The 23,843-nt window shown below is 72.8% G+C and carries 27 protein-coding genes and 1 pseudogene; 21 read left to right on the top strand and 7 right to left on the bottom strand.

The window, feature by feature from the left end:
* The coding region (locus tag GE300_RS22490; RefSeq protein WP_154449782.1) for a class I SAM-dependent RNA methyltransferase at positions 1-1,203 on the bottom strand (1,203 nt) is incomplete at its 3' end.
* Positions 1,204-1,327: 124 nt separating this feature from the next.
* Here GE300_RS22490 and GE300_RS22485 point away from each other — a divergent pair.
* The 3 genes from GE300_RS22485 (at position 1,328) to GE300_RS22475 (ending at position 3,625) form a co-directional block, all read left to right on the top strand.
* Entirely contained in the window at positions 1,328-1,825 is a 498-nt protein-coding gene (locus tag GE300_RS22485; RefSeq protein ID WP_154449781.1) for a VOC family protein, read from the top strand.
* Between the two features lie 79 nt (positions 1,826-1,904).
* Positions 1,905-2,825, top strand: a complete 921-nt coding sequence (locus tag GE300_RS22480; protein WP_154449780.1) for a sulfite exporter TauE/SafE family protein — start codon at positions 1,905-1,907, stop codon at positions 2,823-2,825.
* A complete protein-coding gene (locus GE300_RS22475) occupies positions 2,825-3,625 on the top strand; it encodes a TIGR02186 family protein (protein WP_233417326.1) in 801 nt (266 codons plus the stop codon). Before GE300_RS22480 ends, GE300_RS22475 begins: the two co-directional genes overlap by 1 nt.
* Before the next feature lie 135 nt (positions 3,626-3,760).
* Here GE300_RS22475 and GE300_RS22470 read toward each other — a convergent pair whose 3' ends face one another.
* On the bottom strand, positions 3,761-5,305 hold the full coding sequence (locus tag GE300_RS22470) for a YifB family Mg chelatase-like AAA ATPase (protein ID WP_154449779.1): 1,545 nt from the start codon (positions 5,303-5,305) through the stop codon (positions 3,761-3,763).
* Between the two features lie 323 nt (positions 5,306-5,628).
* On the opposite strand from GE300_RS22470, the gene GE300_RS22465 reads away from it, so the two are divergent.
* From GE300_RS22465 to GE300_RS22430, 8 genes and pseudogenes are all read left to right on the top strand, one after another.
* Positions 5,629-6,504 (top strand): RNA polymerase factor sigma-32, encoded by an 876-nt coding sequence (locus GE300_RS22465; protein ID WP_154449778.1) that lies wholly within the window; start codon positions 5,629-5,631, stop codon positions 6,502-6,504.
* Between the two features lie 60 nt (positions 6,505-6,564).
* Positions 6,565-7,311, top strand: coding sequence for a ChaN family lipoprotein (locus tag GE300_RS22460; protein ID WP_154449790.1), 747 nt, complete (start codon positions 6,565-6,567; stop codon positions 7,309-7,311).
* A 304-nt stretch (positions 7,312-7,615) separates the two neighbouring features.
* Entirely contained in the window at positions 7,616-8,809 is a 1,194-nt protein-coding gene (gene coaBC / locus GE300_RS22455) for a bifunctional phosphopantothenoylcysteine decarboxylase/phosphopantothenate--cysteine ligase CoaBC (protein WP_154449777.1), read from the top strand.
* Positions 8,806-9,285 carry a dUTP diphosphatase gene (gene dut / locus GE300_RS22450; RefSeq protein ID WP_154449776.1) on the top strand — a complete coding sequence of 160 codons (480 nt, stop codon included), beginning with the start codon at positions 8,806-8,808 and terminating at the stop codon, positions 9,283-9,285. The genes coaBC and dut overlap by 4 nt, the downstream gene beginning before the upstream one ends.
* 1 nt (position 9,286) lies before the next feature.
* Positions 9,287-9,964, top strand: a complete 678-nt coding sequence (locus GE300_RS22445; RefSeq protein ID WP_154449775.1) for a hypothetical protein — start codon at positions 9,287-9,289, stop codon at positions 9,962-9,964.
* Positions 9,928-10,725, top strand: a pseudogene (locus GE300_RS22440) (HesA/MoeB/ThiF family protein); the annotation flags it as partial. The gene GE300_RS22445 and the pseudogene GE300_RS22440, both read left to right, overlap by 37 nt.
* A gap of 189 nt (positions 10,726-10,914) precedes the next feature.
* Positions 10,915-11,286: a DUF1801 domain-containing protein gene (locus GE300_RS22435; RefSeq protein WP_233417325.1), complete on the top strand. Its 372-nt coding sequence runs from the start codon at positions 10,915-10,917 to the stop codon at positions 11,284-11,286.
* Between the two features lie 2 nt (positions 11,287-11,288).
* Positions 11,289-11,489, top strand: coding sequence for a hypothetical protein (locus GE300_RS22430; protein ID WP_154449773.1), 201 nt, complete (start codon positions 11,289-11,291; stop codon positions 11,487-11,489).
* 5 nt (positions 11,490-11,494) lie between these two features.
* Here the strand turns inward: GE300_RS22430 and GE300_RS22425 are convergent, their stop codons facing one another.
* Both GE300_RS22425 and GE300_RS22420 read right to left on the bottom strand, forming a co-directional pair.
* Positions 11,495-11,899, bottom strand: a complete 405-nt coding sequence (locus tag GE300_RS22425) for a hypothetical protein (protein ID WP_154449772.1) — start codon at positions 11,897-11,899, stop codon at positions 11,495-11,497.
* 43 nt (positions 11,900-11,942) lie between these two features.
* Positions 11,943-12,929, bottom strand: coding sequence for a 2-hydroxyacid dehydrogenase (locus GE300_RS22420; RefSeq protein ID WP_154449771.1), 987 nt, complete (start codon positions 12,927-12,929; stop codon positions 11,943-11,945).
* Between the two features lie 104 nt (positions 12,930-13,033).
* On the opposite strand from GE300_RS22420, the gene GE300_RS22415 reads away from it, so the two are divergent.
* Together GE300_RS22415 and GE300_RS22410 are read left to right on the top strand one after the other, a co-directional pair.
* Positions 13,034-13,672, top strand: coding sequence for an SH3 domain-containing protein (locus tag GE300_RS22415; protein WP_233417324.1), 639 nt, complete (start codon positions 13,034-13,036; stop codon positions 13,670-13,672).
* Between the two features lie 171 nt (positions 13,673-13,843).
* A complete protein-coding gene (locus GE300_RS22410) occupies positions 13,844-15,010 on the top strand; it encodes a winged helix-turn-helix domain-containing protein (RefSeq protein WP_325063371.1) in 1,167 nt (388 codons plus the stop codon).
* 121 nt (positions 15,011-15,131) lie between these two features.
* Here the strand turns inward: GE300_RS22410 and GE300_RS22405 are convergent, their stop codons facing one another.
* Both GE300_RS22405 and GE300_RS22400 read right to left on the bottom strand, forming a co-directional pair.
* On the bottom strand, positions 15,132-15,839 hold the full coding sequence (locus tag GE300_RS22405; RefSeq protein ID WP_154449768.1) for a response regulator: 708 nt from the start codon (positions 15,837-15,839) through the stop codon (positions 15,132-15,134).
* Positions 15,836-16,348 carry a MarR family winged helix-turn-helix transcriptional regulator gene (locus GE300_RS22400; RefSeq protein WP_154449767.1) on the bottom strand — a complete coding sequence of 171 codons (513 nt, stop codon included), beginning with the start codon at positions 16,346-16,348 and terminating at the stop codon, positions 15,836-15,838. The genes GE300_RS22405 and GE300_RS22400 overlap by 4 nt, the downstream gene beginning before the upstream one ends.
* Before the next feature lie 144 nt (positions 16,349-16,492).
* Between GE300_RS22400 and GE300_RS22395 the strand changes: the two genes are divergently transcribed.
* The 3 genes from GE300_RS22395 (at position 16,493) to GE300_RS22385 (ending at position 18,339) form a co-directional block, all read left to right on the top strand.
* On the top strand, positions 16,493-17,359 hold the full coding sequence (locus GE300_RS22395) for a branched-chain amino acid aminotransferase (protein WP_154449766.1): 867 nt from the start codon (positions 16,493-16,495) through the stop codon (positions 17,357-17,359).
* Positions 17,356-17,970, top strand: a complete 615-nt coding sequence (locus GE300_RS22390) for a nucleoside/nucleotide kinase family protein (RefSeq protein ID WP_325063370.1) — start codon at positions 17,356-17,358, stop codon at positions 17,968-17,970. The genes GE300_RS22395 and GE300_RS22390 overlap by 4 nt, the downstream gene beginning before the upstream one ends.
* 102 nt (positions 17,971-18,072) lie before the next feature.
* The gene (locus tag GE300_RS22385; protein WP_154449765.1) at positions 18,073-18,339 is read left to right on the top strand and encodes a YdcH family protein; all 267 of its coding nucleotides are present in this window, start codon (positions 18,073-18,075) and stop codon (positions 18,337-18,339) included.
* Between the two features lie 159 nt (positions 18,340-18,498).
* Here the strand turns inward: GE300_RS22385 and GE300_RS22380 are convergent, their stop codons facing one another.
* Entirely contained in the window at positions 18,499-18,948 is a 450-nt protein-coding gene (locus tag GE300_RS22380) for a nucleoside deaminase (RefSeq protein ID WP_154449764.1), read from the bottom strand.
* 189 nt (positions 18,949-19,137) lie between these two features.
* On the opposite strand from GE300_RS22380, the gene GE300_RS22375 reads away from it, so the two are divergent.
* From GE300_RS22375 to GE300_RS22355, 5 genes are all read left to right on the top strand, one after another.
* Positions 19,138-20,088 (top strand): nucleoside hydrolase, encoded by a 951-nt coding sequence (locus GE300_RS22375; RefSeq protein WP_154449763.1) that lies wholly within the window; start codon positions 19,138-19,140, stop codon positions 20,086-20,088.
* Positions 20,089-20,273: 185 nt separating this feature from the next.
* Positions 20,274-20,654: a ribosome silencing factor gene (gene rsfS / locus GE300_RS22370; RefSeq protein ID WP_154449762.1), complete on the top strand. Its 381-nt coding sequence runs from the start codon at positions 20,274-20,276 to the stop codon at positions 20,652-20,654.
* Between the two features lie 7 nt (positions 20,655-20,661).
* The gene (gene rlmH / locus GE300_RS22365; RefSeq protein WP_325063369.1) at positions 20,662-21,132 is read left to right on the top strand and encodes a 23S rRNA (pseudouridine(1915)-N(3))-methyltransferase RlmH; all 471 of its coding nucleotides are present in this window, start codon (positions 20,662-20,664) and stop codon (positions 21,130-21,132) included.
* An 81-nt stretch (positions 21,133-21,213) separates the two neighbouring features.
* The gene (gene gpmI, locus GE300_RS22360) at positions 21,214-22,737 is read left to right on the top strand and encodes a 2,3-bisphosphoglycerate-independent phosphoglycerate mutase (RefSeq protein WP_154449761.1); all 1,524 of its coding nucleotides are present in this window, start codon (positions 21,214-21,216) and stop codon (positions 22,735-22,737) included.
* Entirely contained in the window at positions 22,737-23,837 is a 1,101-nt protein-coding gene (locus GE300_RS22355; RefSeq protein ID WP_154449760.1) for a murein hydrolase activator EnvC family protein, read from the top strand. The genes gpmI and GE300_RS22355 overlap by 1 nt, the downstream gene beginning before the upstream one ends.
* Positions 23,838-23,843 lie beyond the last annotated feature (6 nt).

The raw sequence follows: 23,843 nt of genomic DNA, 5'->3' as shown, positions 1-23,843 counted from the left end.
CGGACCGTCTGTTCGGCTGAACCGCGCCGCCAGTTCCATGTGCCCGGACCAGCGGAACTGGTCCACCGGCTGCACCCAGTCCAGCGCATAGCCGGCGCCGGTCAGGATCGCGGCGTCGCGGGCGAAGGTGGCCGGATCGCACGACACCGCGGCAACCACCGGCACGCCGGCCTGGGCCAGCCGCGCGGTCTGCGCCTCGGCGCCGGCGCGGGGCGGGTCGATCACCACCGCATCGAAGCGCCTCAGCTCCAGCGGCTCCAGCGGGCGGCGGAACAGATCGCGCGCCTCATGGGTCACCGCCTTCAGCCCGTCCGCCCGGCGCCAGCCGGCGTCGAGCGCGGCCAGCATCGCCGCATCGCCCTCGACCGCGTGCACCTCGGCGGTTTCGGCCAGCGGCAGCGCGAAGGTGCCGCAGCCGGCGAACAGGTCGGCCACGCGCCGCGCGCCGCCGACCGCCGCGCGCACAGCGGCGACCAGTGCCGCCGCGCCCTCGGCGGTCGCCTGCAGGAACGCGCCCGGCGGCGGCACCACCTGCGCCCGGCCCAGCGCCTGCGCCGGCGGGCGGTGCTGCGCGATCACCTCGCCGTCCCAGGCCAGCCGGGCGATGCCCGCCCCGGCCGCCAGCCGCGCCAGTTCCGCGCGTAGCGCGGCGTCCGGTGCCTTGCCGCCCGCCACCGCCACGTCCCAGCCCGCGGCGCTGTCGGTGACCTGCACCCGCAGCGCCGCCTTGCGGCTGGCGCCGATACGGGCCATCTGCCCGATCGCCGGGAACAGCTCCAGCATGCCGGTGCGCACCAGGTGGCAGGTGCGGATGTCGACGATCCGGTCGCTGGCGCGGGCGTGAAAGCCGACCTGCACGCCCTTCCTGGTGCGCCGGGCGGCAAAGGTCGCGCGCCGGCGGCCGTGCGGCGGCGAGGTCAGGATCGGCCGCATCGGCGCCTGCAGCCCGCGTGCCGCCAGCGCCCGCTCGATGGTGCCGACCTTCCAGCGCGCCAGGAACGCGTCGCCGGCGTGCTGCAGCGTGCAGCCGCCGCAAGCGCCGAAATGCGGGCAGGGCGGCGGCACCCGGTCCGGCGACGGCGCCAGCACCTGCGGCGGCGCGCCCGGCACGATGCGCTCGCCGGGCAGGGTGAACGGGTGGAAGCCGTCGGCAGCGATGCCGTCGCCCTCGCGTCCCAGGCGGTCGATGATTACCTCGGTCATGCGGGCGGTGTATCCTTGGCCGCGCTGCGGCGGAAGACGCAACTTATCGTTTCCGTATCTTCGGATTATCGTCGGTTCTGGCTATGATTAAAATGTATCGGGAAACGAATTTCAGGAGAATGCCATGACACCCGAACGCAGATCCGACCCGCCGGCCCCGCAGGGGCTGCGAATCGGCCACGTCCACCTGAGGGTCGCGGACCTCGACCGGGCGATCGGCTTCTACCGCGACGTGATCGGCCTCGACGTGGTGCAGCACTACGGCGACGGCGCCGCCTTCCTGTCCGCGGGCGGCTACCATCACCACATCGGCCTGAACACCTGGGAGAGCAAGGGCGGCACGCCGCCGCCGCGGGGCCACACCGGGCTCTACCACACCGCCTTCGTCTATCCGACCCGCGCCGATCTGGCGCAGGCGGTGCGCCGGGTGCTGGCCGCCGGCATCGCCTTCGACGGCGCCGCCGACCACGGCGTGTCCGAGGCGCTGTACCTGCACGATCCGGACTGGAACGGGGTCGAGCTGTACTGGGACAAGCCGCGCGAGGACTGGCCGCTGGACAGCCGCGGCCGGCTGCAGATGGTCAACGCGCCGCTGGACATGGACGGTTTGCTCGAAAACTGACGCAGCCCCCTTTCCCCCCTTTCGCGCGCGGGGAGTTGCGACTAGTGTGCGGCAAAATTTCCGCCAATCACCGGTCCTCATGCAAATATATCTGCCGATCGCCGAGGTTTCCGTGAACGCGTTCCTGCTTCTCGGCCTTGGCGGGATGGTGGGCGTGCTGTCGGGTATGTTCGGCGTCGGCGGCGGATTCCTGATGACGCCGCTGCTGTTCTTCATCGGCATTCCGCCGGCGGTCGCGGTGGCGACCGAGGCGAACCAGATCGTCGCCTCGTCGTTCTCGGGGGTGCTGGCGCACCTGCGGCGGCGGACGGTGGACCTGAAGATGGGCGGGGTGCTGCTGGTCGGCGGACTCGCCGGCTCGGCCGCCGGGGTGCGGATCTTCGCGCTGCTGCGCGAGATGGGCCAGGTCGAGCTGCTGGTCACGCTGTCCTATGTGTTGTTCCTGGGGATCATCGGCGGGCTGATGTTCTTCGAAAGCCTGCGCGCGATCCGGCGCTCGTCGAAGCCGGGGGCGCGGCCGGCGCCGCGGCGGCACCATTCCTGGGTGCACGGGCTGCCGCTGAAGATGCGGTTCCGGCAGAGCCAGCTCTACATCTCGGCGATCCCGGTGCTGCTGATCGGGGCGATGGTCGGCGTGCTGGCGGCGATCATGGGCGTCGGCGGCGGCTTCATCATGGTGCCGGCGATGATCTACATCCTCGGCATGCCGACCAAGGTGGTGGTCGGCACCTCGCTGTTCCAGATCATCTTCGTCACCGGCTTCACCACGCTGATGCACGCGACGCAGAACTACACTGTCGACGCGGTGCTGGCGCTGCTGCTGCTGCTGGGCGGGGTGATCGGTGCGCAGATCGGCGCGCGCATCGGTGTGCGGCTGAAGGCCGAGCAGCTGCGCATCCTGCTGGCGCTGATGGTGCTGGGCGTCTGCGGCAAGCTGGCGTTCGACCTGGTGGTTCAGCCGACCGAGCTGTACTCGCTGGGCCCCGGGGGCGGGCACTGATGCGTGCGCTGCGTCCGCTGCTGCTGGCGCTGGGCCTTGCCGCCGCGGCCGCGCACGGCGCCGGCGCGCAGGGCGGCGACACCGCGCCGGCCGAACAGGCGGTCGGCGGGCTCAGCCAGAACCGGGTCTCGATCACCGCCGGCTTCGACGGCTCCGAGATCTTCGTGTTCGGCGCGGTGCGGCGCGAGGCGCCGGTGCCCCAGGACGCCGGGCCGCTGGACGTGGTGATCACCGTCGAGGGGCCGACGCTGCCGGTCACCGTGCGCCGCAAGGAGCGGGTGCTGGGGATCTGGGTCAACACCGACAGCGTCCGGATCGACGAGGCGCCCAGCTTCTACGCCATCGCCAGCACCGGCCCGCTGGACCAGATCCTGTCCGAGACCGCGCGCCTGCGGCACCGGATCGGCTTCGACAAGGCGGTGCGCACGGTCGGCGCGCGGTCCCAGGTCGAGGATCCGCAGAGCTTCCTCGACGCGGTGGTCCGGATCCGCCTGCGCAACGGGCTCTACAACCGCCAGGACGACACCGTGAACCTGCGCGAGGAAACCCTGTTCAGCACCGAGGTGCAGCTGCCGGCGAACCTGGTCGAGGGCGAATACAGCGCCCGGATGTACCTGGTCCGCGACCGCCAGGTGCAGCACCTGACCCAGCAGGTCATCACCGTGCGCAAGGACGGGCTGGAACGGCTGATCTACACCACCGCGCAAGAGCGCCCGCTGCTCTACGGGCTGCTGTCGCTGGCGGTGGCGCTGGCCGCCGGCTGGGCCGCGTCCGAGGTGTTCCGCTTCCTGCGCCGCTAGCGCGGTCCGGCAGGCCCGCGCGGTGCGACGGCCGCCGCCGCTGTCCCTTCGCTTGGCTCGCAGCCGCGCCGCGCCGGGCGCTGCCTCCCGCTCCCGAAGCCGGCAGGCGCCGTCCGGTGCCGCGCGCGCCGCCGCTCAGGCGCGGCGCGGCTCGGCCACCGCCGCCGGCTTGCGGTCCTCGGCGGTCAGGCGGTAGGCGGCGGCCTCGGCGACATGGGGCCGGCCGATCTCGTCCGCCCCGGCCAGGTCGGCGATGGTGCGCGCCACCCGCAGCACCCGGTGGTAGGCGCGCGCCGACAGCCCGAAGCGCTCGGCGACCTGCGCCAGCAGCGCCTTGGCGTCGTCGCCGATGGCGCTGCGGGCCAGCAGCAGATCACCCTGCGCGTCCGCGTTCACCCGCACGCCGTCGTCGCCGGCGAACCGCGCCGACTGCCGCGCCCGCGCATCGGCGACGCGGGCGGCGACCTCGGCCGAGGCCTCGCCCGGCGCGCTGTCGGCGATCTCGGCGATGCGCACCGGCGGCACCTCGATGCGCAGGTCGAACCGGTCCAGCAGCGGCCCCGAGATCCGGCCCAGGTAATCCTCGCCGCAGTTCGGCGCGCGGGCGCAGGCGCGCGCCGCGTCGCCCAGGTGGCCGCAGCGGCAGGGGTTGGCGGCAGCGATCAGCATGAACCGGCAGGGATAGCGCACATGGGCGTTGGCGCGGGCGACGATCACCTCGCCGGACTCGATCGGCTGGCGCAGCGTCTCCAGCACCGCGCGGGGGAACTCGGGCAATTCGTCCAGGAACAGCACGCCGTTGTGCGCCAAGCTGATCTCGCCCGGCTTGGCGCCCTTGCCGCCGCCGACCACCGCGGCCATCGAGCTGGTGTGATGCGGCGGCCGGTACGGCCGCTCGCGGCTGATCCCGCCGGCGTCCAGCAGTCCGGCCAGCGAATGGATCATCGACGTCTCCAGCGCCTCGGAGGCGTCCATCGGCGGCAGGATCCCGGGCAGGCGGCTGGCCAGCATCGACTTGCCGGCGCCGGGCGGGCCGACCATCAGCAGGTGGTGGCGGCCGGCGGCGGCGATCTCCAGCGCGCGGCGGGCCTTCTCCTGGCCGCGCACCTCGGACAGGTCGCGGCCGGCGGCGGGCGGCAGCACCTCGCCGGCCTGCGCCGGGGCCAGCACCGAGCGGCCGGTGAAATGGTTGACGCACTCCAGCAGGCTGCGCGGCGCGATCACCGCGGCGCCGTCGACCCAGGCCGCCTCGGCGCCGCTGGCCTCGGGGCAGACCAGACCGCAGTCGTCCTCGGCGGCGGCCAGCGCGGCGGGCAGCGCGCCGACCACCGGCAGCAGCGCGCCGTCCAGCGACAGCTCGCCCATCGCCCAGAAGGCGGCGACCTCCTCGCGCGGCAGCACGTCCATCGCCGCCAGCACCGCCAGCGCGATCGGCAGGTCGAAGTGGGATCCTACCTTCGGCAGGTCCGCGGGGGCCAGGTTGACGACGATCTTCTTCGACGGCAGCGCCAGGCCCATCTCGCTCATTGCCGCGCGCACCCGCTCGCGCGCCTCGCTGACCGCCTTGTCGGGCAGCCCGACCAGACTAAATCCCGGCATGCCCGGCTGAATCGAGCACTGCACCTCGACCCGTCTCGCCTCCATGCCCTGGAATGCGACGGTGGTGACGCGCGCGATCATTCCGACTGCCCCTGCTGTTCCGGTCCAGAAACCGCCGGCAGCGTTAACATCGCGTTAAGATCGCGCATAACGCGCTAGTCCCGAAAAGGTTCCGGCCAATGCCGGACACGGTTTTGTGATCGGGGCAGGGGTCGCCGGCTAGTACAATGGATCGACTGAAACATTTCCGTTTTCCGGCGTTGTTTCCAGAACGGCGACATTTCGTTCAGGAAGAAAATTCCGCCCTGGCGCGTTGAACGACACGTCCGATGAAGCTGCGTGCCCGTACAACCGGCCGGCGTCCGCCGCGCAGCCATCGTCAGCGCCGTCAGTCGGAGGGGTCAATGAACTACGAAGCGACAGGGATCAGAACCGTCACCCGCCAGGCCATGGCGGCCGAGATGCTCGATGCCGGAACCGAGCTGGAACTCGCCCGGGCGTGGCGCGAACATGGCGACGAGCAGGCCCTGCACCGGCTGGTCAACGCCTACATGCGACTGGCGATCTCGATGGCGGGAAAGTACCGCCGCTACGGCGCGCCGATGCCCGATCTGGTGCAGGAGGCCGGCGTCGGGCTGATGAAGGCCGCCGAGAAGTTCGACCCCGACCGCGGCGTGCGCTTCTCGACCTACGCCGTCTGGTGGATCAAGGCCTCGATCCAGGACTACGTGATGCGCAACTGGTCGCTGGTGCGCACCGGCTCGACCAGCTCGCAGAAGGCGCTGTTCTTCAACCTGCGCCGGGTCCGCGCCAAGTTCGAGCGCGAGGCCGGCGGCGAGCACATCGACACCGAGGAGCTGCGCCAGAAGATCGCCATCGAGGTCGGCGTGCCGCTGCGCGACGTCGAGATGATGGACGCCCGTCTTTCCGGCTCGGACTTCTCGCTGAACGCGCAGCAGGCCGGCGAGGACGGCCGCGAATGGGTCGAGACCCTCGAGGACGACGGCCCGCAGGCCGACCAGACGGTCGAGCGCGAGCGCGACCTGGCCCGCGCCCGCGACTGGCTGAACGACGCGATGGGCGCGCTGAACGACCGCGAGCGGATGATCATCAAGGAGCGCAAGCTGCGCGACGATCCCCGCACGCTGGAAAGCCTGGGCAGCGAGCTGGGGCTGAGCAAGGAGCGGATCCGCCAGCTCGAGGTGCAGGCGCTGAAGAAGATGCGCCGCCGGCTGGAAAGCCAGACCGGAAACGCCGCGGCGCAGCTGGCCATCGCCTGAGTGCGCGCCGCGCTCGCCCTGATCCTGATCCTCGCCGCCGCCCCCGCCGGGGCGGCGCAAATGTCCGTGGCCGCGGCGATCGACCGCGCCCGCGCCGCCGACGTGGTGTTCGTCGGCGAGGTACACGACAACCCCGCGCATCACGAGGCGCAGGCCGCCTTCGCCCGCGCGCTGTCGCCCCGCGCCATCGTCTTCGAGATGATCCCGCCCGAGGGCGAGGCGCAGGTCGCTGCGCACCGCGACGATCCGGCGCGGCTGGCCGAGGCACTGGACTGGGCCGACAGCGGCTGGCCGGACTTTGCCTGGTATCACGCGATCATCGCCGCCGCGCCGGACGCGGCGATCCTCGGCGCACATGTGCCCCGGGCGCGTGCCCGCGCGGCGATGACCGGCGGCGCCGCGGCCGCGTTCGGCGACGGCGCCGCGGCGTTCGGGCTCGACCGGCCGCTGCCCGCCGAGGGGCAGCAGGCGCGCGAGGCGCGGCAGGCCGCGGCGCACTGCGACCTGCTGCCCGCCGCGCTGCTGCCCGGCATGGTCGAGGTGCAGCGCCTGCGCGATGCCCGGCTGGCGCAGGCGGCGTTGCGCGGCAGCCGCGCCCCCGGCGCCGGGCCGGTGCTGGTGATCACCGGCAACGGCCACGCCGAGACCGGCTGGGGCGCGCCGGCCGCGCTCGCCGCCGCCGCGCCGGAGCTGGCGCTGTTCTCCTACGCCCAGTTCGAGGCCGCGCCCGACGCCCCGGTGCCGTTCGACGGCTGGCGCGTGACCGCGCCGGCGGCGCGCGAGGAGCCCTGCGACGCGCTGCGCTGAGCCACCGCGGGTTCATCGCGTGGCAGCGCGGGCGTCGCGGACCGCCGGCGTTTCGTCCGCCTGGCCGAGGAGGTCGGCACGCTGCAGGACGTGACTGCCGGGTTGCGCGCGCTGGCCGAGCGTGCGCAACCGGCCGGCCTGATCGAGGCCGGCGTAATGGCACCCTGGCCGGCCTGCCCCAGGTGTTGGCGGCGCTGCTGGCCGCGGTCGATGCGGCGCAGCCCGGCCCCCGGGCGGTTTCGCCTGATTGCCTGCACCGGCCGGCGCGCATAAGGTCGCCCCTGACTAGGTGCAGGGGCGATCCATGGTTCAGGGCAGACACATCCTGCTGATCATCGGCGGCGGCATCGCCGCCTACAAGAGCCTGGAGCTGATCCGCCTGCTGCAGAAGCGGGGCGCGACCGTCACCCCGGTGCTCAGCCGCGCCGCCGAGCAGTTCGTCACCCCGCTGACCGCCTCGGCGCTGGCCGGCAGCAAGTGCTACCGCGACCTGTTCGACCTGACCGACGAGGCCGAGATGGGGCATATCGAGCTGTCCCGCGCCGCCGACCTGGTGGTGGTCGCCCCGGCCACCGCCGACCTGATGGCCAAGATGGCGCACGGGCTGGCGGACGATCTGGCCTCGACCCTGCTGATGGCCACCGACAAGCGCGTGCTGGTCGCCCCGGCGATGAACGTGCGGATGTGGGAGCATCCCGCCACCCGCCGCAACCTGGACACGCTGCGCGCCGACGGCATCCTGACCGTCGGCCCCGACGACGGCGCGATGGCCTGCGGCGAGTACGGGCCGGGGCGCATGGCCGAGCCGCCGGCGATCGTCGACGCCGTGGCGCGGGCGCTGGCCGACGGCCCGCTGACGGGCCGGCACATCCTGATCACCTCCGGCCCCACGCACGAGCCGATCGACCCGGTGCGCTACATCGCCAACCGCTCGTCCGGGGCGCAGGGAACCGCCATCGCCGCGGCGCTGGCGGGAATGGGCGCGCGCGTCACCTTCGTCACCGGCCCGGCCGCGGTGCCGCCGCCGCAGGGGGTGGCGGTGGTCCGCGTCGAGACCGCCGCGCAGATGGCGCAGGCGGTCGAGGCCGCGCTGCCCGCCGACGCCGCCGTGTTCGCCGCCGCGGTGGCCGACTGGCACGTGGTCGGCGCCGGCGCCAGCAAGCTGAAGAAGGACGGCTCGGGCAAGCCGCCGGCGCTGGCGTTCGCCGAGAACCCGGACATCCTGAAGACCGTCGCGCACCGCCCCGACCGCCCGCGGCTGGTGATCGGCTTCGCCGCCGAGACCGACGACGTGGTCCGCAACGCCACCGACAAGCGCGCCCGCAAGGGCTGCGACTGGATCCTCGCCAACGACGTGCGCCCCGAAACCGGGATCATGGGCGGCACCGACAACGCGCTGACCCTGATCACCGCCGAGGGCGCCGAGGACTGGCCGCGGATGACCAAGGACCAGGCCGCCCGCCGGCTGGCGCACCGCATCGCCGAGGCACTGGCATGATCCGCACCGAGCCCGAGGCCCAGGTCGAGATCCGCCGCCTCGAGGGCGCCGACCCGGCCGTGCCGCTGCCCGGCTACGAGACCGGGCAGGCCGCCGGCATGGACCTGCGCGCCAATTTCGACGCGCCCCGGCGCGGCGAGGGCGTGACCCTGCACCCGGGCGAGCGCGCGCTGATCCCGGCCGGCTTCGCCATCGCGCTGCCCCGCGGCTACGAGATGCAGGTCCGGCCGCGCTCGGGGCTGGCGCTGAAGCACGGCATCATGCTGGTCAACAGCCCCGGCACGATCGACGCCGACTACCGCGGCCCGGTCGGGGTGATCCTGCTCAACGCCGGGGCCGGGCCGTTCGCCGTCGGCCATGGCGAGCGCATCGCGCAGCTGGTGCTGGCGCCGGTGTTCCGCACCGTCTGGCGCCCGGTCGAGGCGCTGGACGGCACCGCGCGCGGCGCCGGCGGGTTCGGCTCCACGGGGCGCTGAGATGCTGCAGATCCTCGGCCAGGGCGGGGTGCTGACGCTGGCGGCGATCGGCCTGCTGGCCTGGGGCTTCGCGCGGGTGCTGGACGCGCCGCGCTGGTCCGGCCGGGCGATCCTGCTGGCGCTGGTGCTGGTGGCGCTGGCCGGGCTGCTGCTGCTGCCGCCCGAGGCGCCGTTCCGGCAAAGCGTGCAAGGCACGGTGCGCTTCGCCCTCGTCGCCGGGATCGTCGCGGTGCCGGTGCTGGTCTACCGCCGGGGCCTGCGCCGGTTGCGCGCCCGCCGCGCGCCGGCGGCCGCGCCCGCCGGCATCACCGGGCACACCGTGCTGGTCGACGAGACGCGGGCGCTGGCCGCCGACCTCGACGCCGCGCTGGACAGCGCGCCGCCGCAGCGGCTGGGGCTGGTGCACCGGGCCGCGGACGGCGGCCTGCTCGCCGGCGCCGCGGTGACGCTGACCGGCAGCCGCGCGACGCTGGCGCCGCTGTGGTGGGACGAGGCCGCCGACAGCGCCGAGGTGGTCGCGCCGCTGCTCGACGCCGCCGCGGCCGAGGCGCGGCGGCGCGGCGCGCACCTGCTGGCCGCCGAGACCGGCCTGCCGCGCATCGCCCGCGCGCTGATCGCGCAGGGTTTCACCCGGACCGAGACCGGCCCGCCGCAACGCCTGATACGGGAGCTGCCATGAGCTTCACCGCCGACGAGCTGGAACGCTACGCCCGCCACATCGTGCTGCGCGAGGTCGGCGGCATGGGCCAGCGCAAGCTGGCCGACGCGACCGTCGCGGTGATCGGGGCAGGGGGGCTGGGCAGCCCCGCGCTTCTGTACCTCGCCGCCTCCGGGGTCGGGCGGCTGATCGTCGTCGACGACGACCGCGTCAGCCTGTCGAACCTGCAACGGCAGGTGCTGCACACCACCGACCGGGTGGGCCGGCCCAAGACCGACAGCGCGGCCACGGCGCTCCGCGCGCTCAACCCGCACGTCGCCGTCGAGGGCCGGCCCGAGCGCCTGACCGAAGCCAACGCCGCCCGCCTGCTGGACGGCGCGCAGCTGGTGCTGGACGGCTCGGACAGTTTCGCCACCCGCACGGCGGTCAACGCCGCCTGCGTCGGCCTCGGCCTGCCGCTGATCTCGGGCGCGATCGCGCAGTGGGAGGGGCAGATCTCGCTGTTCCACCCCGCCGGCGGGCTGCCCTGCTACGCCTGCCTGTTTCCCGACCCGCCGGCGCCGGGGCAGGCGCCGACCTGCGCCGAGGCCGGGGTGATGGGCGCGCTGCCCGGCGTGGTCGGCGCGATGATGGCCGCCGAGGCGCTCAAGCACATCACCGGCGCCGGGCACACGCTGGCCGGCGAGATGCTGATCTACGATGCGCTGTGGACCGAGACCCGCAAGCTCCGCATAGCGCGCGATCCGGGCTGCAGGGTCTGCGGGACCGGCGCGCACGCCTGATCAGGCACCGGTTGCCGGGTTGCCGGTGCGCGGTCTGCGTGCCGGCCGGCGGGCCGGTGTTCCTCGACAGGCTGGAACAGCTTCTGGCCGGGCGGGCTGACGCCCGGCCGCAGGCGGCGTACGTCGAAACGCGCCGGTCTGATCAGCAGCGATACCGTTCCCGCGCCGCCCCGTCGCCGATCATTGCCGATGATCGACCGCAGGATCGCCGAGCCGGACGACCGGCGCGGCGCGACCCTGGCCCGGACCCGGGCGCTGGTCCACCGCGCCGAGCCCTTCGGCACCGAGGGCTGGAAATGGCGCTGCGTGCCGCTCCGTCACTGTCACGGCGCAATCTGCACCGGCGAGATCTGCCGCCAAACCGTCAAGCCGATTCGTCCGTGGCCCGGCGCTGGACGATCCCGCCGGGGCTGTCCAACGCCGGCCTCGGCGGCGGGCCCTGCCGCGCGAGCGACCTGCACGCGGGCGACCGGCTCGCCGCGCCGGCGGCTGGGGGCGCTGATCCGCGCCGCCGCCGAGCACAACCACGCCCGGAAAACCCACGAACCAGGAGCACGGTGATCATGTCCCGCCCGGTCCGGCAGCTTCACCGCTGGCTCGTTGTCGCCTTCACCCTGTCGGAGATCGTCGACATCGCCGCGCAGGTCCACGGCGTGGCTGCCGTCCGGATCGGGCTGCTGGCGCCGGCGCCGCTGATCCTGCTGACGGCCTCACGGCTGTGGCTGTTCGCGCTGCCGCACCTGCGGGCCCGGCGCGGCGCCTGAAACGGTCAGTCGCGGTGCGGGTTCTCGGGCTGGCTGAAGGCGGCGTCGGCGCGGGCGACGGCCTCGGCCTCCAGCAGCGCCGCGTCCTCGTCCTGGCGGCGCGGCTCGCCGCGGGCGCGGGCGCGGCGCGACCGCTCGACCGCGGCGTACAGCTCGTCTCGGGTCCTGACCTGCCGCTTCTGCGGCGGCGCCAGCATCCGGTGCAGCGTGCGCGGCGACAGCTTGCCGCGATAGCTCTGCCCCATCGAGCGGTTCTCGCGCACCGTCGGCGGCCGGTTCAGCGCCCAGACCAGCGCGAACACCAGCAGCATGACGCCGACCAGCAGCCAGATCGGATCGATCTGCCGGGTCTGCGCCGCCGCGCCGCTCAGCGCCGCGATCGGCCCCCAGTTCCAGAACCAGTCCAACACGAGATCCGCCCCCTTTCGCCGCTTCTCTAGCAGGAGAATGTGATCAAAGCATGGACGGCACGACCTGGTCCGGCGGCCGGTGCCCGTCGGCGAAGGTCTTGATGTTGACGATCACCTTCTCGCCCATCTCCAGCCGGCCCTCGACGGTGGCCGAGCCCATGTGCGGCAGCAGCAGCACGTTGGGCAGCTCGAGCAGGCGCGGGTTGACGTTGTGACCATGCTCGTACACGTCCAGCCCGGCGCCCGCCAGCTCGCCCGAGCGCAGCATCCGGGTCAGCGCGTTCTCGTCGATCACCTCGCCGCGCGAGGTGTTCACCACATAGGCCGAGGGCTTCATCAGCTTCAGCCGCCGCGCGTTCAGCAGATGGAAGGTCGACGGCGTGTGCGGCGCGTTGACGCTGAGGATGTCGATCCGCGCCAGCATCTGGTCCAGGCTCTCCCACCAGGTCGCCTCCAGCGCCTCCTCCTGCTCGGGGCGCAGCCGGCGGCGGTTGTGATAGTGGATCTGCAGCCCGAACGCCCGCGCCCGCCGCGCCACCGCGCGGCCGATCCGGCCCATGCCCAGGATCCCCAGCCGCTTGCCGCCGATGCGGTGGCCCATCAGCGCGGTCGGCGACCAGCCCTGCCAGTCGCCGCCCTGGATCAGCTGCGCGCCCTCCTTCATCCGGCGCGGCACGCCCAGGATCAGCGCCATCGCCATGTCGGCGGTGTCCTCGGCCAGCACGCCGGGGGTGTTGGTGACGGTGATGCCGCGGCTCAGCGCGGTCTGCACGTCAATGTGGTCGAACCCGGCGCCGTAGTTCGCCAGCAGCTTCAGCCGTTCGCCGGCCTGCGCCAGCAGCGCGGCGTCCAGCTTGTCGGTCAGGGTCGGGACCAGCACGTCGGCGCGGGTCATGGCGTCGGCCAGCGCCTCGCGGCTCATCGGCGCGTCGCCGTGGTTCAGCTCGGTGTCGAACAGCTCGTGCAGCCGGGTTTCCACCGGCTCCGGTAGCTTTCGGGTCACAATGACCTTCAATCTGGTGCCTGCCATGCCCGATTCCGTTTCCTGTTTCCGCCCCGAAGATTATGGTCTCGCATGATTTATGGCACGCGGGGTCGGCCCGAGAAACCCCCGGCATGAGGCAAGATCGGCAGATGCGCCAGCGCGCGAACGGCATCACCGCAGGCATTTCCGCCGCCATCGCCGGGCTTGTTCTGGCGGCGCTGCTGTCGGCGTGCCCGGCCGCCGCGCAGACCGCCACAGCCACAGCCACAGCCACCGCCACAGCCACCACCGCCACCGCCGCGGCCGCCGCGCCGTCCGCCGACACCGCCGCGCCGCTGCCGCCCGACCAGATGGCGCTGGGCCGCGGCCCGGTGACCGACCTGCAGCTGCCGCGCTATGTCTCGATCAAGGTGTCCGAGGCCAACGTGCGCCGCGGCCCCAGCCTCAGCCACCGCATCGACTGGGTGTTCCAGCGCCGCCACCTGCCGGTGCAGATCACCGCCGAGTATGGCAACTGGCGCCGGGTGCGCGACATCGAGGGCGCCGGCGGCTGGATACACTACTCGCTGCTGTCCGGGGCGCGCTATGTGCTGGTGACCGAGGACAAGGCGCCGCTGCGCCGCCGCCCCGAGCCCGACGCCCGGCCGGTGGCGCAGGCCGAGGCGGGCGTCGTCGCGCGGCTGGGCGACTGCACCGCCGACTGGTGCGAGATCACCGCCGACCGGCTGAGCGGCTGGGTGCTGAAGGCGCACCTCTGGGGCGTCGACGCCGACGAGATCCGCGACTAGACGGCCAGCGCGCCCAGCGCCTCGGCCCGCGCGGACCGTGTTCCGGCAGGACGTCCCGCAGCCCGCGTCCGACCGGCGCGGCGCGTTCCCTTTGCCGCCCGGCGGCGCTATGCAGGGGGGCGAAGGCACCGCGGCGGCCGCGGGGCGGGATTTCTGGCCGGGGCAGCGCAGGTGACACCGCTAAGGATCGGCAACAGGACGGCGCGCTGGCTGTGGCTGGCGTCGCAGGGGCTGGGCCGGGCGCCGACCGGGCCGCTCGACCTAGCGGCGACGGTGCGCGAGCTGGGTTTCGTGCAGCTCGATTCGATCCGCGTCGTCGCCCGCGCCCATCACCACATCCTGTGGAGCCGGAACCAGCACTACCGCGAGCCGATGCTGGGTCGGCTGCTGGCGCGCGACCGCCAGGTGTTCGAGCACTTCACCCACGACGCCTCGGTGATCCCGATGCAGTTCCTGCCGATGTGGCGGCGGCAGTTCGACCGCATGCGCCGCCGGATCGAGACCGCGGGCTGGTTCCGCGGCCTGCCCGACGCCGCCGGCCGCGCGGCGATCAAGGACCGGATCCGGGCCGAGGGCGCGCTTTCCACCCATGATTTCGACACGCGGATCGACGGGCCGCGGCAGATGTGGTCGCGGCCGCCGCACAAGCTGGCGCTGGACTACATGTGGTATGGCGGCGAGCTGGCGACCTGCCACAGGGTCAACTTCACCAAGTACTACGACCTGGCCGAGCGGGTGTTTCCCGCCGAGCTGCGCGACGCCCGGCTGGACGCGCACGCGCAGGTCGACTGGCTGTGCCACGCGGCGCTGGACCGGATGGGCTTCGGCACGCTGGGCGAGGTGCGCAAGTTCTGGGACGCCGCCGACGTCGCCGAGGTCGCCGCCTGGGCCGAGGGCGCGGCGCGCCACCTGCGGCCGGTCGCGGTCGAGACCGCGCAGGGCGGCTGGGTGCGGGGCGTCGCCCCGGCCGACATCGAGGACCGGCTGGCGGTGCTGACGCCGCCGACCGCGCGGCTGCGGGTGCTCAACCCGTTCGATCCGGTGATCCGCGACCGCACCCGGCTGAACCGGCTGTTCGGCTTCGACTACCGGGTCGAGATGTTCGTGCCCGCGGCCCGGCGCGTCTGGGGCTACTACGTGTACCCGATCCTCGAGGGCGACCGCTTCGTCGGCCGGATCGAGCTGAAGGCCGACCGCCGCGAATCGGTGCTGGCGGTGCTGAACTTCTGGCCCGAGCCCGGCGTACGCTGGGGCGCGGCGCGCCACGGCAGGCTGCGCGCGGAACTGGCCCGCATGGCCCGGTTCGTCGGCGCCGAGCGGCTCGAGGGGCTGCCCTGAGTTGGCCGCGGCCGTCGCCCGGCACGGCGTTAACCCGCGATTCGCAAACGGTTTCTCTGGAATTTCAGGGGGTTTATGCGGGTTTTCACGGTGACAACCTCAGGATTTCACGATGAAATCCTCAGTCCGGCGCCAGCATGTAGCCCGCGCCGCGCACGGTCTGCAGGTAGCGCGGCGTCTTCGGGTCGGCCTCGATCTTGCGCCGCAGCCGGGTGATCTGCACGTCCACCGCCCGCTCCTGCGCCTGGCCGTCGTCGCGGCCCAGGTCCTGCACCAGCTGCGAGCGGCTGATCGCCTCGTTCGGCCGCGCCGAGAAGATCCGCATCAGCGCGCTCTCGGTGGCGGTCAGGCGGATCATGTCCTGCCCCTGCCACAGCTCGCCGCGCACCATGTCATAGCGGATCGCGCCCATGTGCAGCGTCTTCGGCGGCTCGTTCTGCCCGTCGCTGCGCGGCACCCGGCGCAGGATCGCGTTGATCCGCAGCAGCAGCTCGCGCGGCTCGAACGGCTTCGGCAGGTAGTCGTCGGCGCCGGCCTCCAGCCCCTTGATCCGGTCGTCGCTGTCGCCGCGCGCGGTCAGCAGCAGGATCGGCGTGGCGATCGTGTCGGACAGCCCGCGGGTCAGGCTGAACCCGTCCTCGCCCGGCATCATCACGTCCACCACCAGCAGGTCGAACTCCAGCCCGTCCAGCAGCCGGCGCGCATGCGCGGCGTCGCGGGCCCCGGTCACCAGGTAGTCGTGCCGCGACAGGAACTTCTTCAGCAGATCGCGGATCCGCTCGTCGTCGTCGACCACCAGGATGTGGGCGTCGGGCTGGGCGTCGGTCATTCACGTCTCTCCAGCAGCCGGTCGATCCGGCCGCGCATCTCTGGATCTATAATCTGCTCAAGCACCTGGCGGAACCCCTGGACCGCCTCGGGGCCGGCGGCCGAGAACGCCCGCCGCATCCGCGCCTGCTGCGCCGCCGACAGCTCGGCCTCCAGCGCGCGGCCGGTTTCGGTCAGGGTCAGGTTGCGCTGGCGCCGGTCGCGGCGCCCGACGCGGCTGGCCACCAGCCCGTCCTCGACCAGCAGCCGCAGCACCCGGTTCAGCGACTGCTTGGTGACGGCAAGGATCGCCAGCAGCTCGTTCACCGTCAGCCCCGGGCGGCGGTTCACGAAATGCAGCACCCGGTGGTGCGCGCGGCCGTAGCCGTGCGCGTCGAGGATCCGGTCCGGATCGGCGGTGAAGTCGCGGTAGGCGAAGAACATCAGTTCGATCCCCTGGCGCAGCTGGTCGTCGGTCAGGAACAGCAGCTGCTCGCCGCTGCGCACCCCGGGCCGGGCGGGTTGGGTCATGTCGGGCTCCGATCGGTTCGGTCGGATTTTATGTCAGCCTTGTTGACTTTCCAAGATGCGAATGCTAGCGGATTCGCAGTTTCATGAAAGATCGTGTCGCGCCCGGTCGTTTTCGCGCAACATGAGGAAAACGGAGGGACGGCCATGGGCAGCTACGACGACCGCGACGGCAGCATCTGGATGGACGGCGACCTGACCCCGTGGCGCGAGGCGAAGGTGCACATCCTGACCCACGCGCTGCACTACGGCAGCTCGGTGTTCGAGGGCGAGCGCGCCTATGGCGGCAGGATCTTCAAGAGCCGCGAGCATTCGCAGCGCCTGCTGGATTCGGGCAGGATGATGGACATCCCGATCCCCTACACGCTCAGCGAGATCGAGGCCGCCAAGGCCGAGACGCTGGCCGCCAGCGGCCTGTCCGACGCCTATGTGCGTGCAATCTGCTGGCGCGGCTCGGGCGACGACATGGGCGTCGCCTCGGCCCGCAACCCGGTGCACATGGCGGTCGCGGTCTGGGCCTGGGGCGCCTATTACGGCGACGCCAAGATGCAGGGCGCCAGGCTGGACATCTCGAAGTGGAAACGGCCCTCGCCCGAGACCATCCCCTGCTTCGCCAAGGCCGCCGGCCTCTACATGATCTGCACCATGGCCAAGCACCAGGCCGAGGCCAGGGGCTGCTCGGACGCGCTGATGTTCGACTACCGCGGCTATGTCGCCGAGGCGACCGGCGCCAACGTGTTCTTCGTCAAGGACGGCAAGGTGCACACGCCCAAGCCGGACTGCTTCCTGAACGGCATCACCCGGCAGACGGTGATCGGCATGCTGCAGGCGCGCGGCGTCGAGGTCGTCGAGCGCCACATCCAGCCGGACGAGCTGGACGACATGGAGCAGTGCTGGCTGACCGGCACCGCCGCCGAGGTCACCCCGGTCGGCCAGATCGGCGAGCACACCTTCGAGGTCGGCGCGCTGACCCGCTCGATCGCCGAGGAATACGAGAAACTCGTGCGCGCGTGAGCGGGCTGAAGGATCTTGCCGCCGACGCCGCCCGGCTGGGCGGCGTCGGCCGGGCGGTCCTGGGGCTGGTGGGGGCGCCGGCTTCGGGCAAGTCGACCCTGGCCGAGCGGCTGGCGGCCGAGGTCGCCGGCGCGGTGGTGCTGCCGATGGACGGGTTCCACCTGGACGACGGCATCCTGGTGCCGCGCGGCCTGCGCCCGCGCAAGGGCGCGCCCGAGACCTTCGACGTCGGCGGCTTCGTGTCCCTGCTGCGCCGGGTGCGGGCGGGCGAGACGGTCTATGCCCCGCTGTTCGACCGCAACCTGGAGCTGGCGCGCGCCGCCGCGACCGAGATCGGCGCCGACGCGCCGCTGGTGATCGTCGAGGGCAACTGGCTGCTGCACGACGCCGGCGGCTGGGGTGCGGTGCGCCCGCTGCTCGACGCCTGCTGGTACCTGGAGGTGCCCGAGGCCGAACTGGCGGCGCGGCTGACCGCGCGCTGGCGCGGCTTCGGCCTGACCGGGGCCGAGGTGCGGCGCAAGGTGCAGGACAACGACCTGCCCAACGCCCGTCTGGTGGCGCAGGGGCGCGGCCGGGCCGACCGGATCGTCACCCCCGACGCGCCGGGCTGAGGGGACCCTCCGCCGCCGGCCGCTGTCCCGCATTGACCGACGTCAAGGCGCGGGGCCGCGCGCCGCGCCATCCTGCCCGCGACCACAGGACAGGAGAGACCCATGCCTCACGTTCCCCATCCGCTGGCCGAGGATTTTCCCGGCATGGCCGACCGCCTGCGGCGGCTGCAAGGCTTGGATGTCCACTTCGCCCGGATCTGCGACGAGTACCTGGAGCTGAACCGCGCTATCCACCGGGCCGAGACCGGGCTGGTACCGACCGACGACTTCCGCCTGGCGGTGATGCGCCGGAACCGGTTGCTGCTGAAGGACAAGATCACGGCGCGGCTTGCCCGGAACGACGCCGCCGCCGAGGCGCCGGGCGGCTGAGCCGGTCTTGCCGGCTGCGGGCGCGGGCGGGCTGGCCCGGCAACTGACGCGGCAACCGACGCGCCACCCTCGGGCCGGGCGCCGGGCGCGCAGCGACCGGGCCGTCCGGGGGGGCTCGATGCCGCCCCGGACGGCGGCCCCCTGGCGGCACAAGCGGCGTCAGTCGCCGATGTCCTCGTCCCACAGCTCGGGGTGCGCGGCGATGAAGCCGCGCATCATCTCGATGCATTCCGGGTCGTTCAGCACCGTCACTTCGACCCCTCGCGAGCGCAGGAACTCCTCGTTGCCGCCGAAGTTCTGGTTCTCGGCGACGATCACCCGCGGGATGCCGAACTGCACGATCGTGCCCGCGCACATCATGCAGGGCGACAGGGTGGTGAACAGCGTCACCTGCCCGTAGTCGCGGCGCCGGCCGCAGGCCTCGATCGCCGCCATCTCGCCGTGCAGGATCTGGCTGCCCTTCTGGACGCGCTGGTTGTGTCCGGCGGCGATCACCTCGTCGCCCAGCATCAGCGACGAGCCGATCGGAATGCCGCCCTGCTCCAGCCCCTTGCGGGCCTCGGCCACCGCCGCCGCCAGCCCCTTCTTCGTCGTCTCGTCCAGTACCATGCGTGTTCTCTTTCGTGCTGACAGGGTGGCGGCCGTCCCGGCGCGCGCGCTCGCGCCCAGCATCGCCGGGCGCGGCGGATCCCGCAAGGGATGCCGCCGCCGTCGTCCGCGCATGGTGGAAACGCCGCGCGGAACATGCCATGCCATCTTGTGGGCAGCCGGTTCGGCGCAATCAGGGAAATCTCGGCCATGGGCGCGGCGCGGAAGATCATCATCGACACGGACCCCGGCCAGGACGACGCGGTGGCGATCCTGCTGGCGCTGGCCTCGCCCGAGCTCGAGGTGCTGGGCATCACCGCCGTCGCCGGCAACGTGCCGCTGCACCTGACCCAGGCGAACGCGCGCAAGATCTGCGAGCTGGCCGGGCGGCCCGACCTGCCGGTGTTCGCCGGCGCGGTGCGGCCGCTGGTGCGGGATCTGGTGACGGCGGAATACGTCCACGGCAAGTCGGGGCTCGACGGGCCGGACCTGCCGGAGCCGACCATGCCGCTGCAGCCGCGGCACGGCGTCGATTTCATCGTCGAGACGATGCGCGCCACGCCCGCGGGCGTCACCCTGTGCGCGCTGGGGCCGCTGACCAACATCGCGCTGGCGATCAACCGCGCCCCCGACATCCTGCCCCGGATCGAGCGCATCGTGGCGATGGGTGGCGGCTTCTTCGAGGGCGGCAACACCACGCCGGCGGCCGAGTTCAACATCTATGTCGACCCGCACGCCGCCGACGTCGTGTTCCGCTGCGGCCGGCCGATCACGCTGCTGCCGCTGGACCTGACGCACCAGTGCCTGACCACCCGCGCCCGCGTCGAGCGGATCCGGGCCATCGGCAGCCCCGTCGGCACCGCCACCGCCGCGCTGCTGGACTTCTTCGAGCGCTTCGACGAGGCCAAGTACGGCACCGACGGCGGGCCGCTGCACGATCCGAACGTGATCGCCTGGTTGCTGAAGCCCGAGCTGTACGGCGGCCGCGAGGTGAACCTGGCGGTCGAGACCGGCTCGGAGCTGACCATGGGCATGACCGTGGTCGACTGGTGGGGCGTGACCGGCCGCGCACCGAACGTGCTGTACCTGCGCGAGGTGGACGCCGACGGCTTCTACGACCTGCTGGTCGCGCGCCTGGCGCGGCTGCCGGCGGGCGGCTGACGCGCCGGTGCGTTCGGGGCACGGATCGCGACGATTTCGCGACGGCGGCGCGCGGCGCTTGTTTGCGGGCACCGGGCGCACTACCTTTCGGGGCACTGGAATGCCGGTTCGCCGGCGCATCTTTTGGAGGTACAGTTCTGTCGGAACGTGCAAATGCAGCGCCAGCCGCTGCGACGCCGCGTGACATGAGCACCCCGGCCGGGCCGGGCACGCGGGACACCGCCCTTCTGAACCTGATCCTGACATCGCTGGACGATGACAAGGCCGAGGACGTGATCGTCATCGACCTTGCGGGCAAGTCCGAAATCGCCGACCACATGGTCGTCGCTTCGGGCCGGTCGTCCCGTCAGGTCACCGCGATCGCGGAAAAGCTGTCCGATCGGCTGAAGCAGGATCAGGGCCGCAGCGTGCGGATCGAGGGCAAGGACACCGGAGACTGGGTGCTGATCGATTGCGGCGACGCCATCGTCCACATCTTCCGCCCCGAGGTCCGCGACTTCTACCAGCTGGAAAAGATGTGGCTCTCGCCCGAAGAGCAGCTGAAGCGGCCGTCGCTCGACGCCTGAACCGGCCGTGAGGATCACCGTCGCCGCCGTCGGCCGGCTGCGCGCCGGCCCCGAGCGCGATCTGGTGGACGACTACGCCACCCGGTTCGACCGCACCGGGCGGGTCTTGGGGCTGGGCCCGTTGAGCGTGGCCGAGGTCGAGCCGCGCAAGGGCCGGGGTCCGGCGGCCGAGGCGCCGCTGCTGCGCGGCGCGATTCCCGACGGCGCGGCGGTGGTCGCGCTGGACGAACGCGGCAAGGTGCTGACTTCTCCGGCGTTCGCCGGGCTGCTGCGCGACTGGCGCGACCAGGGCCGCCGCGACGCGGTGTTCCTGATCGGCGGCGCCGACGGGCTGGCGACGGATCTGCGCGCCGAGGCCGATTTCCGCCTGTCTTTCGGGCAGATGGTCTGGCCGCACATGCTGGCCCGGGTGATGCTGGCCGAACAGCTTTACCGCGCCGCCTCGATCCTGGCGAACAGCCCGTACCACCGCGCATGAGCGGCGCGCCCGCAAGGCGGGCTTGAGGCCCGCGCGCGCCGCCGCTAGTTTGCGCGCGACCCGAGCCGGAAAGGACCCCTCATGGCCAAGCCCGTCGTCCTGTGCATCCTTGACGGATGGGGGCTGAACCCGTCGCGCGAGGCGAACGCCGTCGCGCAGGCGGACACGCCGAATTTCGACCGCATCATGCGCGAGTGCCCGAACGCCACGCTGACCGCGCACGGGCCGGCCGTCGGCCTGCCCGAGGGGCAGATGGGCAACTCCGAGGTCGGCCATACCAACATCGGCGCCGGCCGCATCGTCTGGATGGACCTGCCGAAGATCGACAAGGCGATCGAGGACGGCGACTTCGACTCCAACCCCGCGCTGACCGCCTTCGCCGAGACGCTGAAGGCCACCGGCGGCGTGGCGCATCTGGCGGCGCTGGCCTCGCCCGGCGGGGTGCACGCGCACCAGCGCCACATCGCCCGCGCCGCGCAGGTGCTGGCGGGGCAGGGCATCCCGGTCGCCGTTCACGCCTTCACCGACGGCCGCGACGTGCCGCCGAAATCGGCGCGCGAGCAGTTGGCGAAACTGGCTGCCGATCTGCCCGCGGGCGCGCGCATCGCCACCGTCTCCGGGCGGTTCTACGCGATGGACCGCGACAACCGCTGGGACCGGGTCGAGCAGGCGTTCCAGGCGATGACCGCCGGCAAGGGCGCGCGGGCCGACAGCGCCGAGGCCGCGGTCGCCGCCGCCTATGAGGCCGACATCACCGACGAGTTCGTCACGCCCACGGTGGTCGGCGACCATGCCGGGATGAAGGACGGCGACGGGCTGCTGTTCCTGAACTTCCGCGCCGACCGCGCGCGCGAGATCCTTTCGGCGCTGGCCGATCCCGAGTTCGCCGAGTTCGACGTCTCGGCCCGGCCCGACTTCGCCGCGGTCTGCGGGCTGGTCGAATATTCCGACCGCCACAACGAATACATGCAGGTGATGTTCCCTTCGGAGGAGATCGTCAACACGCTGGGCGCGTTCGTCGCCGCGAAGGGCCTGAAGCAGTTCCGCATCGCCGAGACCGAGAAGTATCCGCACGTCACCTTCTTCCTGAACGGCGGCATCGAGATCCCGGAGCAGGGCGAGGAGCGCTACATGGCGCCCAGCCCCCGGGTGAAGACCTACGACATGCAGCCCGAGATGTCGGCGGCCGAGGTCACCGATAACCTGGTCCGGGCGGTGGAAAGCGGCGATTACGCGCTGATCGTGGTGAATTACGCCAACCCGGACATGGTCGGGCACACCGGCGATCTGGAGGCGGCGAAGACCGCCTGCGCGGCGGTCGACCGGGGGCTGGGCCACCTGCTGGCGGCGCTGGAGCAGACCGGCGGCGCGGCGATCGTCACCGCCGATCACGGCAACTGCGAGATGATGATCGACCCCGAGACCGGCGGCCCGCACACCGCGCACACGCTGAACCCGGTGCCGGTGATCCTGGTCGGCGGCCCTGCAGGGGCGCGGGTGCGCGACGGCGGCACGCTGGCCGACCTGGCGCCCAGCCTGCTGGCGCTGATGGGGCTGGAGCAGCCCGCCGAGATGACCGGCCGCTCGCTGATCGAGGCGGCGTGATGCGGCGCGGCGCGGGGCTGCTTGCGGCGGCGCTGCTGGCGCTGGGCACGTCGGCGCCGGCGCAGACCGGCGGTGCCGGCGGCCGCGCCGAGGCGCTGCAGGTCGCCGAGGCGCAGCTGTCCGAGGCGCGCACCAGCCTGGCGCAGCGCCGGGCGCTGGCCGGGGCGATCCGCGCCTACGAGGCGGCGATGCAGTCGCTGCGGCGCGACATCGGCAAGGTCGCCGCCAAGGCCCGCGCCCGCGGCCGCGCGCTGACCGACGCCGAGGCCGAGCTGCGCCGGCTGACCGGCGGCATCGCCCGGCTGGGCCGGGTCGCGGCGCCGCTGGTGCTGACCGGCGCGCAGGACCCGCGCGACGGCGCCCGCGCGCTGATGCTGATGGAGAATGCCGCCGCCACGGTGCGCGCCCGCGCCGCGGCGCTGCGCGCCGAGCGGGCGGCGCTGTCCAACCTGCAGGCGCAGCAGCAGGCGCTGCTGGCGGATCTCGAGGACGGCCGCGAGCGGCTGGCGGTGATCCGCGACCGCCTGATCGCCCGCATCGAGGAGGACCAGGCCGCAGCCGGTCCGCTGCCCGACCTGGGCGAGGACGCGGCGAACCTGTCGGCGCTGGCGATCGCGCTGGAGACGACGCTGCCGGCCGAGCTCGACGCCGCGCCGGGCGAACTGGGCCCCTATGCCACGCCCGCCGACGGGCCGCTGCTGCGCCGCTTCGGCGAGGCCGATTCCGCCGGGCTGCAACGTCCCGGCATCGCCATCGGCGCGCCCGCGGGGGCGCTGGTCACCGCGCCGGCCGCGGCGACGGTGCGGTTCACCGGACGGCTGGACGGCTATGGCGAGGTGGTGATCCTGGAGCCGCAGGAAAACGTTCTGATGGTGCTCGGCGGGCTGGGACGCTACCTTGTGCGCGCGGGCGAGGTGGTGGAGCCGGGCGGCGTGCTGGGTTTCATGCCGGGGCTGGACAATGCCGCCGCGCCTCACGAAGAATTATCGCCGGAAGCGGGCGACGCGGGTGGCCAAGCGCCCGCGAAAACGCTCTATATGGAACTGAGAGTGAACCAGAGCCCGGTCGATCCGCTGCCCTGGTTCGAGGCACTGAATTAACGGCAG

It is taken from the genome of Halovulum marinum (assembly GCF_009697225.1).
Classification (GTDB): domain Bacteria; phylum Pseudomonadota; class Alphaproteobacteria; order Rhodobacterales; family Rhodobacteraceae; genus Halovulum; species Halovulum marinum.
The sequence above is the reverse complement of the archived record's forward strand: the minus strand, read 5'-3'. Positions and strand labels throughout refer to the sequence as shown.